At 53.1% G+C, this 15,605-nt stretch carries 13 protein-coding genes; 9 read left to right on the forward strand and 4 right to left on the reverse strand.

Annotated features, from left to right (window positions below; genetic code table 11):
• Nucleotides 1-295 precede the first annotated feature (295 nt).
• The 4 genes from HJB89_RS25175 to HJB89_RS25190 are packed head-to-tail and all read left to right on the forward strand — an operon-like array spanning nt 296 to nt 7,529.
• Complete coding sequence (locus HJB89_RS25175; RefSeq protein ID WP_311044381.1) at nt 296-1,756, forward strand: ATP-binding protein; 1,461 nt, start codon at nt 296-298, stop codon at nt 1,754-1,756.
• A 1-nt stretch (nt 1,757) separates the two neighbouring features.
• Nucleotides 1,758-4,490, forward strand: coding sequence for a Z1 domain-containing protein (locus tag HJB89_RS25180; protein WP_221150675.1), 2,733 nt, complete (start codon nt 1,758-1,760; stop codon nt 4,488-4,490).
• Nucleotides 4,477-5,433, forward strand: a complete 957-nt coding sequence (locus HJB89_RS25185) for a PD-(D/E)XK motif protein (RefSeq protein WP_221150676.1) — start codon at nt 4,477-4,479, stop codon at nt 5,431-5,433. The genes HJB89_RS25180 and HJB89_RS25185 overlap by 14 nt, the downstream gene beginning before the upstream one ends.
• On the forward strand, nt 5,430-7,529 hold the full coding sequence (locus HJB89_RS25190) for an AIPR family protein (RefSeq protein WP_221150677.1): 2,100 nt from the start codon (nt 5,430-5,432) through the stop codon (nt 7,527-7,529). The genes HJB89_RS25185 and HJB89_RS25190 overlap by 4 nt, the downstream gene beginning before the upstream one ends.
• Here HJB89_RS25190 and HJB89_RS25195 read toward each other — a convergent pair.
• Entirely contained in the window at nt 7,526-9,046 is a 1,521-nt protein-coding gene (locus HJB89_RS25195) for a DNA cytosine methyltransferase (RefSeq protein WP_221150678.1), read from the reverse strand. The two genes, HJB89_RS25190 and HJB89_RS25195, sit on opposite strands and share 4 nt — an antisense overlap.
• A 58-nt stretch (nt 9,047-9,104) precedes the next feature.
• On the opposite strand from HJB89_RS25195, the gene HJB89_RS25200 reads away from it, so the two are divergent.
• The gene (locus HJB89_RS25200; protein WP_221150679.1) at nt 9,105-9,572 is read left to right on the forward strand and encodes a very short patch repair endonuclease; all 468 of its coding nucleotides are present in this window, start codon (nt 9,105-9,107) and stop codon (nt 9,570-9,572) included.
• Nucleotides 9,573-9,999: 427 nt separating this feature from the next.
• Here the strand turns inward: HJB89_RS25200 and HJB89_RS25205 are convergent, their stop codons facing one another.
• Together HJB89_RS25205 and HJB89_RS25210 are read right to left on the reverse strand one after the other, a co-directional pair.
• A complete protein-coding gene (locus tag HJB89_RS25205) occupies nt 10,000-10,920 on the reverse strand; it encodes a hypothetical protein (protein ID WP_221150680.1) in 921 nt (306 codons plus the stop codon).
• Nucleotides 10,921-11,084: 164 nt separating this feature from the next.
• Nucleotides 11,085-11,822 (reverse strand): lysozyme, encoded by a 738-nt coding sequence (locus tag HJB89_RS25210; RefSeq protein ID WP_221150681.1) that lies wholly within the window; start codon nt 11,820-11,822, stop codon nt 11,085-11,087.
• Nucleotides 11,823-12,196: 374 nt separating this feature from the next.
• On the opposite strand from HJB89_RS25210, the gene HJB89_RS25215 reads away from it, so the two are divergent.
• Nucleotides 12,197-13,030 (forward strand): IS5 family transposase, encoded by an 834-nt coding sequence (locus tag HJB89_RS25215; protein WP_221150682.1) that lies wholly within the window; start codon nt 12,197-12,199, stop codon nt 13,028-13,030.
• Between the two features lie 291 nt (nt 13,031-13,321).
• Here the strand turns inward: HJB89_RS25215 and HJB89_RS25220 are convergent, their stop codons facing one another.
• The gene (locus tag HJB89_RS25220; protein ID WP_221150683.1) at nt 13,322-13,588 is read right to left on the reverse strand and encodes a hypothetical protein; all 267 of its coding nucleotides are present in this window, start codon (nt 13,586-13,588) and stop codon (nt 13,322-13,324) included.
• Nucleotides 13,589-13,879: 291 nt separating this feature from the next.
• Between HJB89_RS25220 and HJB89_RS25225 the strand changes: the two genes are divergently transcribed.
• The 3 genes from HJB89_RS25225 to HJB89_RS25235 all read left to right on the forward strand — a co-directional run bounded on the left by HJB89_RS25225 (nt 13,880) and on the right by HJB89_RS25235 (nt 15,592).
• Nucleotides 13,880-14,128, forward strand: a complete 249-nt coding sequence (locus tag HJB89_RS25225; RefSeq protein WP_221150684.1) for a hypothetical protein — start codon at nt 13,880-13,882, stop codon at nt 14,126-14,128.
• A 3-nt stretch (nt 14,129-14,131) separates the two neighbouring features.
• On the forward strand, nt 14,132-14,668 hold the full coding sequence (locus HJB89_RS25230) for a hypothetical protein (protein ID WP_221150685.1): 537 nt from the start codon (nt 14,132-14,134) through the stop codon (nt 14,666-14,668).
• A gap of 69 nt (nt 14,669-14,737) precedes the next feature.
• Nucleotides 14,738-15,592: a DUF3800 domain-containing protein gene (locus HJB89_RS25235; protein ID WP_259672114.1), complete on the forward strand. Its 855-nt coding sequence runs from the start codon at nt 14,738-14,740 to the stop codon at nt 15,590-15,592.
• The last annotated feature ends 13 nt before the right edge of the window (nt 15,593-15,605 follow it).

Raw genomic sequence — 15,605 nt, forward strand, 5'->3', positions numbered from 1 at the left:
TAAATAAGACTTCTCGGAGCATTAAGAATTTCTGGGTTCTGGACTTCATGCCGAAGCTAACGTGATTTAACTTCCAATGAGTCTGATCGGTCTTTTTTCCCCTTGATGTCCAATAACAGTCATTATCGGACATCAATACTATAGTGACACTGCCCGGGTGACTTAAGCCGCCATCGAATTCTGATGCAATTAACGATTGAGTTATGTAGTCTCGTTTGCGGGCGATTCTCACGAGTGTGAAATAGATGAACTTGGTTGCGTTAAGGGTATAACGGTGGGGCAAGGCAAACGTCGCGTGGACGCGACTCCATTCGCATCATCGCTGATCGAAGGTCATCGCGATATTGGTTACAGCATTGAGACGGCAATTGCTGATATCATCGATAATTGCATCACCGCGAAGGCGCGGCGCGTAGATATTATCGCTGATACTACCTCCGACGATCCTATGCTCGCGATTATCGATGATGGGCACGGAATGGACGATGTGGAGCTAATTGACGCAATGCGTCTAGGCTCCAAAAATCCGCTTGATGTGCGCCACGCAAAAGACTTGGGACGGTTTGGCTTGGGGCTGAAGAGCGCCAGCTTCTCGCAGTGCCGTCGGCTGACGGTGATCTCTCGCAAAGGCCAGAAAGTCACGTCAGCCACTTGGGACTTGGATATCGTCGCAAAAAGAAATGACTGGAAGCTCGAAGTCACCGACAACCCCTTGGACAGAGACGTCCTTGATCGACTTTCAGGCAGTGGCACTGCCGTGATCTGGGAGAAGCTTGATCGACTTGGGGGCGGTATAGCGAATGACCGCAAGAAGCGTGCAGAGCACATCAATGCCGCTCTGGTCAGTGCCGAACACCACATAAGGCTCGTTTTTCATCGATTTCTCGAAGGAAGTCGGCCGAAGTTACGCATCTTCCTCAATAGTCGGGCACTGCAACCTATCGATCCCCTGGCAACTCGTAATCCTGCCTGCCAAATCGAGCCAGAGGAAGCGGTCCCGCTTTCTCAGGGAGCTGTTACCATCCAGTGCTACACGCTGCCTCATCATAAACTAATGACCGAGGCGGAGTGGCTGGAGGTCGGAGGCCCGGAAGGGCATCTCCGGTCCCAAGGTATCTACCTCTACCGTGGCGACCGTCTCATCATCGCGGGCGGCTGGATGGGATTGGCGCGTCAGACGGAGTTGACCAAACTGTGCCGCGTACGTGTTGATATTCCGAACAGCATGGACGCTTTATGGAAAATCGATGTAAAAAAGGCGTCTGCACAGCTACCTCCTGCGGTCGCCACACGACTGCGGCGTGTCATCGAAAGCTTCCTCGGCACCTCACGACGCGTTTATCGAAGGCGGGGTCAAAAGCTCGTCGATCATGACCGACTGCCACTTTGGGTCCGCATGCAGCAAGATGGTAGGGTGATTTTCCGACCCAATCTGGACCATCCAACATTCCAGCAATTTGAACACCAATTGCCTGAAGCATATCGAGCTGGCTTCCAGATATGTCTGAAACTTCTCGGCTCCGGCCTTCCGATAGACGCTCTTCATGCTGATCTGCTCGGGAACGCTGAGGCGGTTGTCGAAGATATGCCAGACGAAGCACAGGTTCGAGAGATGGTCGAGGCCGTGGCCGCCACACTACTCGATGCAGGCATTGGGAAGACGAAGGTAAAGGAAGTTCTGCAGGGACAGGACTTTTTCAGGAAGGCATGGCCCTTGGCACAGCCGTTGATCGATCAATATCTGGAGGATTTGTGATTTGACCCCCGCGCAGTCGAGCCTTTTGAGCGTCGTCGAGTCTGCCCTGTTTGATCAACCTCGAAAAACCGAGCCTGAACTGCGTACACTGATAACTTCGCTGAACGCGGCACTCCAAGCGGGTCTGTCAGTCGATGAGGTGGAGCAAGTCGCACGGACAGTCGAGGAGAAAAATGGAATTCGCGCAGGCCTTGGTGCAATAGTTGACGGCCCGGACTTCGTTCCATGGCTGGATGACGCGAAGTCGGCAATCGATCCATATTATTGGACACGATATCGCAAGCTTCTGATCCAGCAGGGATTGCCCAAGGATGTCGTCATCTCGCTCGACACGGTTACTGACACCATCCTCAGTCGTTTGGGCAATCCAAATCTTCTCCAACAATGGGACCGACGCGGCATGGTGGTCGGTCACGTACAAAGCGGGAAGACGGCGAACTACAATGGCCTTATCTGCAAAGCGGCAGACGCTGGATATCGGCTGATTGTCGTGATTGCCGGGATTCACAACAACCTGCGGAACCAGACGCAGGGGCGTATTGATGAGGGCTTTATCGGTCGCGACACCGGCCGTCAGCAGGGAAAATCGAGCCTGGGCAAAAACATAATTGGGGTTGGTCAGTTCGATCCGAATAGAACGCCAGTAAGCCTTACCAACACGCTAAGTGACTTCAACATCGGGACCGCCTCGACCAATACCAGCGAAATCGACTCCTATAAGGTCCCGGTTGTGCTGGTGATCAAGAAGAATCATCGCACTCTTAAAAACCTTCTTGGTTGGTTGAAGGACAACAGTGCTCGCGGTGATAACGAAATGATCGATCAACCGATGCTGCTGATTGATGATGAAGCTGACAACGCATCCATAAACACGAAATATGGCAAGAAGCTTGTCACAACCATAAACGGCCAGATACGCGATCTTCTGGGGATGTTTCACCGAAGCTGCTACGTCGGCTACACCGCAACGCCTTTCGCGAACATTTTTATCGATCCTGACCAAGAAGATGAGATGTTTGCAGAAGACCTCTTTCCGCGCGATTTTATCATTGGGCTCGATGCGCCGACAAACTATTTCGGTGGCTCGAAGGTGTTCATTGAAGGGCTGCCTGAGGATGGCGATCCTGTTTGGCTCCGCCAGATTACCGATAATGAAGATACTCTCCCGATCAAGCATACTATAGACCTTCAGGTGGAAGCTGTTCCGGGGTCATTGGCGAGAGCGCTTCGTCTTTTCCTTGTTGCCCGCACCATCAGAGATTTAAGAGGGCAGACCAGAAGCCATTGCTCGATGCTCGTGAACGCTAGTCGGTTTACGCGCGTCCAAAGCCTCCTTCGCAACCGGCTACATGAAATTCTTGAGCGTATTCAAAACGCAGTTCGAATAAATGGCGCATTAGGAAACCAAGGACTGAACGATCCCGAAATCGAAGCACTCCGTGCTGTTTGGGCCGAGGAATACTCCGAGGCATGGCCAGACTGGCCTTCCATTCAAAAAAATCTTCTTGAATCGATTGCGGCGGCTAAGGTCGTTGAAGTCAACAGCAAGGCGAATGATCTCAACTACAACGGTGGCGGAGATCGCGGACAAACAGTCATCGCCGTTGGCGGCTTTTCGCTTTCACGCGGTCTTACGCTTGAAGGGCTAACGGTTACTTGGTTTCTTCGCAACACGATGATGTACGACACCCTAATGCAGATGGGGCGTTGGTTCGGTTACAGGGCCGGATATGAAGACCTATGCCGTATCTGGATGCCGCTCCAGGCCATTGATTGGTATGCTTTTATCGCCGGTGCGACAGAAGAACTTCATCAAGAGCTGAAAACCATGGAGAAGGTAAAAGCGACGCCACGGATGTTCGGTTTGGCGGTAAGGAGCCATCCATCGGCACTGCTTATTACAGCAAAGAATAAGCTTGGGTCCGGAAAGAAAGTGACTGTACTTGTCGGCTTGGCAAACAAATTCGTTGAGACTGCCAAAGTTAGTTTGAAGAATACTGACCTAACGGCAAACAGGGAATTGGCAAAGCGGTTTCTGGCTGCTTTGGAAACTGAAGGCCATACGCCTGCCAGGAGCAAACGCTTCAGCGGGAGCTACCTGCTGGAGAAAATTTCAGTCAATATCGTCGATGAATTTCTGGCTGGTTGGCGCAATGCGGACCAGAGCAACACCACTGAGACGGGGCCGATCAGGCGTTACATTCATTCGAGGATGGAGGATGAACTAAGGTTCTGGGACGTACTCGTTGTCTCTCTTCAACGCGGGAAGATCGCCGCAGATACTGCGCTCGGCTGGGATATCTGGCCCGCAAGCAGATATGTTGATCTCGGGGACCTGAAAAACGGCTACATGTCTTTCAGCGGCAAAAGGATGCGCGTTTCTTCGCGGGGTATCGAAAAAGCGGGCGTCGATCCGGAGAAAGCATCCAGAGCAGAGGAGGAATACCGCCTGTCCAATGCCGAGAGCACGAACTTTCCGGACACGATATACCGGGAGGTCCGCGACCGTCCTCTGTTCATTTTGCATTTCGTTCAGGCCACCGAACCAGAGGGCGCTGCCGGTGATTCACGCGGGGCTCAAATACCCGATTCTCCCGTCGTGGCATGGAGTATAAGTCTGCCAAAATCGAGCAGACCAAACGAGCGTGTCGAGTACGTGGTGAACACCCAAAAAATGCGAGAGCTTTTTGGCGAACCTGATGACGATGAGGATGCCGAAGGTGACGAAGAATAATCCTTGGGATCGACTCGGTGTTGGTGATGCTCGTCGGGTCAACAGCCAGGGAAAGTACGACTTTTTCTGGATCATGCTCGAAGGTTTACGGCCGGGCCTGATCTTGAAGCTCGATGAGGGTCAGCTGCTGGTCGAACCTTTACCAATACTCCGCAGCATCGACACGAGATATCGCCTCGTCGGTGATCGACTGTCGCTCGTACTTTCGCTCGGTGACAATGGTCTCATCGAATTGTTCGAGGCGCTTTGCCGAAACATCGCGGACGGCGGTGAGCAGGCTGCAAACCATCAGGATGCGCTGTTTCGCACTGTTCAGCGAACTAGACGCTGGCACCATCTCTTGCGCGGCGGTTCGACTGGCGAGCTCACTCTTGAAGAGCAAAGGGGGCTGATCGGAGAGATAGCCTTCCTGCAGGAATTGGCAGCAACGATTGGCCCGGATGCTGCTATCGAGGCGTGGAAAGGCCCGGACGGAGCGTCCAAGGACTTTGAGTTTCCAAATATTTGTGTCGAGTTGAAAGCGCGGCGAAGTGCGGCGAAACCATACGTAGCGATATCGTCGGTCGAACAGTTGGCGGATGTCGATGGAGCCAGGGTTTTTCTAAGGGTTACCGATGTCACTGCTGCTATGACGCCAGAAGGACTGACATTGCATGACCATGTTGCGGCGACCTTGCTTGCGCTTCAGACTTCGGCATTTGCTGTTGCCCGCTTCGATCAGATGATTTTCGACTTTGGTTACGATCCCGTTCACAAGTACGATGGTCGAAGATGGTTCATTGGCGAGAGTAGAGAATTCGAAGTTTTGGAAGGATTTCCACGTATCGTTCCTCCAATCGCAAGTGGGGTCACGGACGTCAGATATTCGATTGGTTTGGCGGAATGTGCTCCCTATGCGCTCGCGGAGCCACTGTTGGATATTATTCGGGAGGAAAGCGCGTGAGCGAGCTGGAGGATTTCCATCGGCAAATCATCGCGGATGTGCAGGGCGACGCCGACGCTCTGGGTCGAGTCAATGCGGTGGCCTTCTTCGAAATAACGGGAGAGTATCTCACCGAAGCTGGCGAAATCGATAGCGCCAGCTGGTCGTATTTCGAGGGAAAAGCCTCCAGTTCCACGCTACAGGTGCACGGATACGGTGGTGATCCTCGGGACGCCGAGGGGATTTTGTCTCTGATTATATGCGATTTCGAAATAACGCCGGAACCACGGACGGTGAATTCCGACCATGTGAAGCGACTTTTCAAGCGTCTTGTGGACTTTCTGACGCAAGCACGAAAGGCATCCTTCCGGTCTGGCCTAGAAGAATCCAGTTCCGGTTTCGGACTGGCTGATCTGATTTCCGCGACGTGGTCGGAAGTGGACAAGATCAAGCTCATCTTGGTCACGAATGCCGAATTCCGGGCGAAGTCCGACGCGGTGCCCGCAGGTTTGATCGATCAGAAACCTGTTACCTACAGCGTCTGGGACTTGAAGAGACTTGCTCGATACGTCGAGCAGGGAGTGACACGGCAAAGCTCGGAAGTTGATTTCGTCAAGGATTTCGGCGGACCCGTCCCTGTCTTGAGAGCGTCATCCGGTGAAGCAGCGCTGGAAACGTACATTGCAGTAATGCCCGGGCATCAGCTTGCTTCGATCTACGACAGATGGGGCCCAAGGCTTCTGGAATCCAATGTGCGAAGCTTCTTGCAGGCACGAGGAGCGGTTAACCGAGGTATCAGGGACACCATCGTAAAAAAACCGGAGATGTTTCTGGCGTACAACAATGGGCTGAGCGCAACGGCAGATTCGGTTGAGATCGAGGAAACACCGAGAGGATTGGTCCTGACTCGCGCTGAAAACCTCCAGATTGTGAACGGTGGCCAGACAACGGCATCAATACACGCGGCACGAAAAGCGGCACCTGAGCAACTGAATCAGGTGTTTGTTCAGATGAAATTGAGCATTGTACCGCAGGAAATGTCCGAGGAGGTCGTCCCGCTCATTTCTCAGTTTGCAAACTCCCAGAACAAAGTAGCTGCCGCCGACTTCTTCGCAAACCACCCATTTCACATTCGCATCGAAGGCTTCTCGCGGCGGCTGCTCGTTCCGGCAGGCTCTGACGGCTACCGCGAAACGAAGTGGTTTTATGAACGTGCACGCGGACAGTTCGCCGACGAGCGGGGGCGCAGGACGATTTCGGAGCGCAAGATATTTGACTCCGAATACCCCCGTAGTCAGTTCTTCAGCAAGACTGACCTTGCTAAGTATGAAAACACTTGGAGCGAACTACCGCACGAAGTCAGTAAGGGGGCGCAGAAGAATTTTACCGAGTTTGCAAAAGCCATCGGTACTCGATGGGGCAAGGACGGAACTTCATTCGATGAAGTCTGGTTCCGGCGCTTGGTCGCCAAGACAATTATCTTCCGACGCACGGAAAACCTTGTCTCCTCCGCGTTATGGTACCAAGGAGGTTATCGCGCGAACATTGTGACCTACGCTATTGCAAAGCTGGTGCACGATGCCGGAAAGCTAGGACGCCAGATTAACCTCGACGCTGTATGGCGGCAACAAGGTACGTCCGAATTGCTGGATCGGGTGCTTCAGATCGCCGCAGAAGACGCTCAATCAATTATCCTATCGCCACCGAGCGGTATCAGAAATTTCAGCGAGTGGGCAAAAAAGCAAGGTTGCTGGAAAGCTTTGGCAGATCGTAAGCTCGAATATCCGGAGAATCTCGAAGACTTGCTTGTAGCTCCTGACGAGGCGGCGGCTGAAGTCAGAGAGGCCCGAGCGGATAAAGCTTTGTCGGTGAGCGTTTCTGCAGAGGTGAAGGTTCATCAACTGGGAGCGGCGTTTTGGGCCCAAGTCGCTGCGTGGGCGCGTCAAAATAAGAGGCTCTCACCAACCGATACCGGAATTCTGGAAACTTGCGCAGCTATCCCCAGAAAAATGCCCAGCGATAGGCAATGCAAGTTCGCGCTCAGTATTCTTGAAAAGCTGGTTGCAGGAGGGTTCCGCCACCCGGCTATCGTCGAGCGACCCTTGGAAAAAGTTTAGACGTAGTCGAAAATCGGCAAGATGGCTTCCGCAATCTGCAAGGCCAAGAATGGGGGAACGGCGTTTCCAACTTGAACATACTGCTCGGTCCGAGTTCCCAGGAATACATAATTATCGGGAAATGTCTGGAGTCGGGCGGCCTCGCGCACTGTTAGGGAACGGCACTGACAGGGGTCAGCGTGGATAAAATAGTGGCCGTCCTTAGAAATGTGGCTTGTCACCGTTGATGAAGGATGGTTCCACCGCTGAACACGGAAGCGATCATCAAATTTGCCACTGGTCCAGTTAACGTGTTGTGGAGCAATAGCCGGGGGAAATTTGGGTGATTTCGGGCTTGATCCCTCCGCAATGGCATAGCAGGCAGCAAAGAGATATCGACTCAGGTCGCTTGGCATATGGGCCCTCGTTTCATGGCCATGCAACGTACTAAGTCGCGGGTCATTGAGAAATGATCTCAATTTGGACGGAATAGTCGCAGGAAGAGCTGTGCGCACGGGCGACCACCGCCCCTGCAGAGAACTCGATGCTAGACGAGCCCTAACCTCATTCACAGTTGCGACGAAAGTGCCTTTATCCTCCCCGCTGTAATTCGCTATCGATCCCTCTACGTGTTGGATGGCTGTTTCCATGGCCTCCCTCCACGCGGCTGGGCTGTCGTTCCTGCTCAAGCCGCTTCGCAGTAATGGCATGTTCGACAGAACGTCAGCGACGGTCACGATACGTTCGGACTTTTTCAATCTTGGCGAGAACCAGTGAGGCAGGCGGGAAGCGATATCACGTCGAACGCCGACAATGATCACGCGATGCCGAGCTTGAGGAATTCCGAAATCCTCAGCCTGAACAAGAAAATGTTGTGGGGTTAGTTCGGTGTTTTCATCACCCGATAGGGCGTAAAGCTTGTAACCGCGACCCGAGCTTTCGAGGTCAGCCCTGACCTGTCCAAAAATTGCCAGCCCCTCCACGGTGGAGGATAACATTCCCTTCACGTTTTCCATCACGAACACTGCAGGGGAAAATTCATTCAAGACCCTGCAATATTCCCTGTAAAGGAAATGCCTTTGATCTTTCGCGGGAACATAATCCTTTTTTCCGGAGTTCCTTGCCCTGCCGACCAACGAGTAAGCTTGACAGGGCGGCCCTCCAATCAAGACCGTACGACCATTCGCAGCGCCGCCGATCCGCTTGATTGCGCTAGACAGCAGTCCTGTAGCGTCCGGAGTCCCTAGCTCCGCACAAAGTGCCTCCTCAGAAGCCCTCCGCCATTCATCAGGATAAAGGTCTTTCCAATCTGGTCCGTCGCCACCATCTTTAAGCCAGCAATAATATTCGGGAGGAAAATCAGAAAACTCTCGCAGGAATGACCGCAGTCGTAGCGTCCGGTGTGCTGCCTTCTCCTTTTCGACGGAGATCCCTATCGCATAAGCGTTCTGGCCCTCCTTATTCTTGCAAGTGGCAAAGCCTTCGCTGAGGCCGCCCGGTCCTGAAAAAAGATCGACTATTCGTATTGGCTCAAACATACCGAACTCCGCGCACTTTCCTTTCCCAGGTATTGCGTCCGAGAGCAAGGGAGAACTGATGGACGTTGTGGATAAAGCGACGCGGTCGCGCATGATGAGCAACATCCGTGGCCGCGACACTCGTCCCGAAGTGATGCTGAGGAAAGCGCTACATCGGCTTAGTTTTCGCTTCCGGCTCCATGTGAAGGGTTTGCCGGGAAAGCCTGATATTGTCCTCCCGAAGTATCGCGCGGCGATATTCACACACGGTTGTTTCTGGCATCGCCACCATGGATGCCGATTTGCGACTAGCCCTGCGACCCGCGCAGAGTTCTGGAACGCGAAGTTTGCGGGAAACGTGGAGAGAGATCGCAGAGTACGTGACGCGCTAAATGGCGCTGGCTGGCGCGTTGCTATCGTTTGGGAGTGCGCTCTTCGAAAACCCCAGGACGTAATTGTCGCCGCCAAGGTCGTTGCCGAATGGCTCTCTTCAGAATCTGTCACGCTGGAAGTCGGTTCTGGGGATTTGGACTCCGATAGAGCTTGATCACGCTTCGGGCAACTGCGCCTGACGGCCGGGTTATTTGCGATCACTCAAGAAAAAACATGGCTCATTGGCGTTTTCTGTAATTCTTCGTCCGCGCCTGTTGTCTTAGTCCGTGCGCTTTGTCCAATCATGCCCGCCATGCCTGCCATGCCTGCAATGACTGCGTTGCTCAACATCGACTATCGAATTTCATTCCAAGTGCGTGCGGGGTACTGCTTACGGACCAGATCGTCAATGCACTGTCTGCAATCGACTTCGCGCGAAAAGGGCGTTCTGGTGAAGAACACCCTTTGGTTTCAAAAGCTGCAGTTAAACTCTGCCGCGTAAGACAGATTCCAAACGCTTTGCTCCGACGCCCGTTGGATCGAAACAATGTACCTGGCTTCCCAATTGCGTCTTAATCGCCGAGCGTACAGATACGCACTGCTTATGGTGATGAGCAACTGTTCTCGGAGTTCCACGCGTCACAGGTATTTAAACACGCGAGCTGACGCGTCGTTAGTGGGGTCCAAGTCTCGGAGATGTCATCGGACTCTATAGTTATGCGCTTAACAGCGTTCAATCGAGTCTGCGCTTTGTTAATCCAGTAAATATTGGCTCCGGCCCTCGTTAGGGCGATTGCTAGCTTTCTAACTTTCGCAAAATCGTAATCTGTAGTGCAAGTTATACCATTTGTGGCCATCTCATTTTCGGATATGCCTGGTTGGTAGTTTATGTCGAGGCTTGAGAGAACCTGCGTCACCACGCCGTTGTCAGTTTCTTTCGGAAAGTAAACCACCCTTATGCCGATGTAGTCAGGATTTGGATCGCCGTCGCAGTTGCGGAAACCTGCGCGCACCCATTTTAAGCTTGTTTCGGCGTTCTCATAATTGTCGGAGCCATCCCCGCGTAGATTTTTCACAAGGCTTTCTAAAGGGGCCCATTGACCCTTAAGACGCGCAACCGCGCACCCACCAGAATAGTCCGCTTGAAGTTCTTTCATCTTCCGAGGCATGTGTGCCGCCGACGTGTCGTGGGCGTTAAATATGTGACCAAACTCATGGCCAAGAAGGAAGTTAATACTTAGGTCGTCGGAGTTAAGTTTCTGATCTACCCACGCTTTTTTATAGATAATGTAGTCGGCATTAGTGTAGTCAGCGGGAAGCCCATCCCTCTCGACCGTATGGAAGGCGACACCATTATCGACTTTGTCACAAGCTATTACATGCACCAGCAAGAGGTTGCCCAAGACATACTGTATGTGCCTCACTTGTTTTTGAGCATCTGACTCTGCCAAGCCGACCAATTCGTCGTCGCCATGCTGATCCACAGAAGCGACACCTTCCGCGTCGCCATGATTTTGGTCCACGGGAGCTACATCTCCCTCCTTACCTGCTTGGGCAGTTTGCAGGTGATAAGCTTCTCTGACGCAGTCGACACCTTGTCCCCTGGTTATTGCTAACGCTGGTGCGTGGCTCCAAACAGCGATTAGGATAGTGAGGCAAGCGACGTGGAACCTCGAACTCAGCGTCTTCATTGCGTGACCTCTCCAACGTTAACGTCTATCGCGTCGGCGTCGTTGGCAGCAAATGACGTAATAGAATCACAAACCGAGGTGTCGAATTTTCCATTATCCAGGAGCGTCCCGTTACCTCGGAAAAGCTCATACTCGCAATTGCGTCTTCGCACTAAACCGTCCAGAACAACGCCCTTTGCGTGAACCCATCGTCTAAATTCCCTCGCTGCAAGATCATAGCGTCCTGTGTTTAGGTGCTTAAGCATTGTGGATCGGCTAAAGTTAGTCGCTCCAATGTTGTATACAAAAACAGTCAATGCGCCGAATTGTCGATTGTTCAGACGAGTTTTCACAAGGTTTTGGATTGTCGCGCGTGCGGGACGGGTGTCCCTAAGCAAGAGTTCATTTCCTTTCTGCGCCGACAATCTTGGGGAATACTCACCAAGGTTGAAGTCGGCTACGGTTGCGCACCTTTTCTTTGCGATTAGGTGGCCCCATCCGATTGTGCAGTAGCCAACGGGGTCGTCGTACACATCGGGGGCCCATCCCTCGAATGATTTGATGAGCCCTATTGCAATTTTAACGACCTTGCGAGGTGGAACAGTTTCGTCGGCGGCTCCGGGTAACGAGCCTTCGACTTGCTCCATCTGAAGGAGAGAGGGTACCCAATCGTCGGGGATTATTTTATCCTGTGCGCCGACGCTCAACGCTTGGGCAAAGATCAGGGCAAAATAAGTAAAGAATTTACCTCGCATGAAAGCCCCCCAAGCAGATACGAGCTACGCAGGCACTATATTAGAGGTTGCTTTACAAATCAATCGCCAGTTGGGTACCGCAACGGTCTCACAGCCAATCTGTCCGCAGTGCGCCTGAAAGCCTTCCTTTGAACGTAGTGAAGGAGTTGTTCGGCTTCGACAACAATCAGAGAGTAGGTCGCAGGAAGGCTCGAAAGGAGCATATCGAAGCCGTGCTCGGCAAGGAGCGCCTCCGAGCCATCGGCAATGCATCTGAAGGGTTTGAACCCAGTTGGGAGGACAATGAGGACCTAAGAGCCTGACTGAAAAAGAGTTGAGTGAAATCAGCCAGTTGTGATTCCTTCGGATTTGCTTAGGATTCGATGGAGACTACAATGGGCTGGACTGATTTCACCCGTGGCCAATATGGCCGACGGACGGGGCGTTATGCAAGCGATCTGACGGATAGGGAATGGTCGCTGATTGCTCCATTCATGCCGACGCCGCGCAGGCTTGGCAGACCGCGTAGGACGCAGTTGCGCGAGGTTGTGAACGCGCTGCTTTATATTGCGTCGACCGGTTGCCAGTGGCGGATGCTGCCGAAAGACTTCCCGCCCTATTCAACCGTGCAGGGTTATTTCTATGACTGGCGGGCGATGGGCCTGTGGCCGCGGATCAACCATCATCTCGTCATGGAGACGCGGGAACTGGAGGGGAGGCAAGCCTCGCCGACGGCAGGCGTGATCGACAGCCAGAGCGTCAAAACGACGGAAAGTGGCGGGATTGCAGGCTATGACGCGGGCAAGAAGATCAAGGGTCGCGAGCGTCATATCGTCGTTGACACGCTCGGCTTGATGGTTGGCCTCGTCGTCCACAGTGCCGATATTCAAGATCGTGATGGCGCAGCGACGGTCCTCAAGACCATTTTAAAACGCTGGCCGTGGCTCAGACACATCTTCGCCGATGGTGGCTATGCCGGACCGAAATTGCGCGGCGCATTGAGCAAGATTGCAAAATTCACGCTCCAGATCGTCAAACGAACCGACAAGGCCAAGGGCTTTGAAGTCCTGCCGCGTCGCTGGGTCGTGGAGCGTACCTTCGCGTGGCTCGGAAGGTGCAGGCGATTGGCCAAGGATTGGGAAAAATCAATCGCATCTGCAGAAGCCTGGATGCTCATCGCCAACATTCGGATGCTCACCCGAAGGCTCGCAAGATATTACGTCTATTGAGTGCTTTTCGAGTCAGGCTCTAAGAAAATAGGTAAGCTGGAATTTCATTCCGATGGCACTTCATTCCGAGGCTAGCCTTTTCGGGAAAGCGGCGTGTGCGGAGGCAATTACATCGGTCGCGTGGGCGGAAGAAACTCGTACTATCTACCCATGACAAGATTGCTGTATAGCGAGGCATCATCATAATATCGTGCCATTCGGTTCCCCTCCCACCTGAACAACGCCGCAATATTATCACAGGATACAAAGAAGTTGTATCCTGCTCTTCAGGCAATCCTCTTGAGTTCGTATTTATCCCTTCACCTCCAACACCACAGACACCGAGCCGTCCTCGTTTGCCATCGCCTCACTGCTCAGGACCTTCACCTCACGCACGTCGAGCGGATGCGGCTGTCCGTCCATTCGCCACCGCATGGTTGCGGTGTAGACGACATATTCTTGCGGGATATCTTCGAGATAAGCGGCATGAACTTCCATGCGCACGAGCGTGTGACGGTTGGACGCTGGGCTGAGTCCAAGGATTTCCACTGGGCCGAGGTCGTTCGTGTATTCGGTCATGCCACCACCTGCTTCTTGGCCCGAAGCCATTGCCGCACTTGTTTGAAATAGGCATCGTGCGTCTGCTCGGGTGTGACCTAGTAGCTGTAGATCGCGCCTGACGATACGCCGCCCGAGACGCCGGTTTCATAGGACGCGGCTCCCTAACGCGTTGCGATACCTAATCGTTGATCGTCGGCGGAACTGACACAAGGGAAATCGGGGAAATCTTGCCGTTTCCTAGTATGAAGGATGCAACCAGGAGGATTTGCATGCCATATTGATGCCAAGATCGTTGACGCAGCCAAAAACGTGAAGACAGTTACCTTTCCGACGGATGATCCGACCGACCCGGAGCTGATTGCGGTCCTTGGCGGCGGTCCTGATGTCGACATCCACCCGGTCGGCGATGTCGAGCCCTGGGCGGTATTCAAGCTGAGCGGTGGCAGTGACAGACTGATCATCGGCAAGTGGTCTCACGGTGCTGGACCTAGTAAGCACCGGATAACCTGCGCAATAACCGACCCCGAAGCCATTAGGATCGCGACGTTCTGGCCGTAGATCATGAAGCCAGACAAAACTTTCGGCCTGAAATCGGCGACTGATCTCTATCTCAAGCTTTTGTTTGATATCGAACGCTTAGGTATGGCCTGGGGAAGCACGAAAGCAGTCCAGTATGCTGCCTTCGACTGTGCTGTGACGTCGAGTCATATCCTGGACTGGGTGCTACACGAACTGGATGAAGCCCATCACCTTGAGCTTACCGGCGTGAAGAAAGGTGATCGGAAGGCGATTTCGGGTTTCATCGAGACCAACCGGAACCGGATGATTGGGCTGGAATACTGCAGGCAGATCGCAAACTCGGTGAAGCACGTTGTCATTACGTACGGACCGGTCGAAAAGGATATGACAACCGGCGCATCCGTCAAATTCCACCGGCACGGTGGAAAGATCACCCAAGCCTATGCGGAGGCCTACATCAAACTCCTCGATAAGAAACACCCAGTCATTCACGTCTTTGAGCTGATGGCGCAGCACTGGAAGGCTTTCTTGGACGAGGAAGGTCTTTGGGTCGAGCAACCGCCTGATCATGAAGAATGATAGCGTTGACAAAACAACAGCGGATAACCCGAACAATAGAAGAACAAACTTCCTTGTGAGCAACTCCGCTTGTTTTCGCAGAGACAACTATTCCGTTATATAATCGGTGAAGATGAATCGCTGGAGACCACGCCGATTTTCCTACCAACGCCCACTCCTGGGCAAACTGATGCCGAAGCGGAAAATCCGCGCGACCAGCTTTGCTATTTCTGTGATGAAAGTTCGCAGTCCGACGACACGTACATGGCCGTGGCCGGGATCGCGGTCGCACGTAAAGCGATCCCGTATATCATCGGCAAGATGACCCCGATCAGAGAGAAGTATGCGAAGATCGGCGAGGTTAAGTGGAAGAACGCTAAATACTGCGGCGGCATGGTCCACGAGGGTTATATCCGGCTCCTGTTCGAACTGATCGATGAGGGACGGCTACATTTCCATATCCGGTTCAGCCGAATGGACGAATACGACCACAAGCTGTCTGGACCTCGAAAGAAACTGGATACGGTATCGAAATCATTCTACCAGCTGCTTCTTCACCGGCCTCTGGCTTACTACGGCAAAGACGTTGATCTGCACGTCTATCCTGATGATGGAAGCTGCACCCGTCTTCTTCCTGACCAGATCGGTGCATTGCACTACGAGAGTGGTCTGAACTGCATTAAGACCATTCAGCCGCGCAGCTCGGAAAAGGAGCCAATGCTGCAGCTCCTGGACTGCACTCTGGGCGCTCTGGCCGCTTACCGGAATGGCCGACATCTGAAGCCAGAGATCAGCGATACGAAGAAAAGGTTGAGTGAGTTGGCGTTTGAACTGACGGGGTGGCCCGATATCACCGGCAGCTGCTTCAACAAGAAGAAGCTCAGCAGGTGGAACGTGATCCCGAAATATCAGAAGAGCGCGGCCGGAGGGACTAGCCTTGGTTAAAGGCGGTCTGGTG

The organism is Rhizobium sp. NZLR8, assembly GCF_019685025.1.
Classification (GTDB): Bacteria; Pseudomonadota; Alphaproteobacteria; order Rhizobiales; family Rhizobiaceae; genus Rhizobium.

What these genes read in the sequence shown, in the direction of transcription:
- HJB89_RS25195 (WP_221150678.1), bottom strand. Translation starts at nt 9,046, where the DNA reads ATGTTTGAGCCAATACGAATAGTCGATCTTTTTTCAGGACCGGGCGGC.
- HJB89_RS25200 (WP_221150679.1), top strand. Translation starts at nt 9,105, where the DNA reads ATGGACGTTGTGGATAAAGCGACGCGGTCGCGCATGATGAGCAACATC.
- HJB89_RS25210 (WP_221150681.1), bottom strand. Translation starts at nt 11,822, where the DNA reads ATGCGAGGTAAATTCTTTACTTATTTTGCCCTGATCTTTGCCCAAGCG.
- HJB89_RS25215 (WP_221150682.1), top strand. Translation starts at nt 12,197, where the DNA reads ATGGGCTGGACTGATTTCACCCGTGGCCAATATGGCCGACGGACGGGG.
- HJB89_RS25220 (WP_221150683.1), bottom strand. Translation starts at nt 13,588, where the DNA reads ATGACCGAATACACGAACGACCTCGGCCCAGTGGAAATCCTTGGACTC.
- HJB89_RS25230 (WP_221150685.1), top strand. Translation starts at nt 14,132, where the DNA reads ATGAAGCCAGACAAAACTTTCGGCCTGAAATCGGCGACTGATCTCTAT.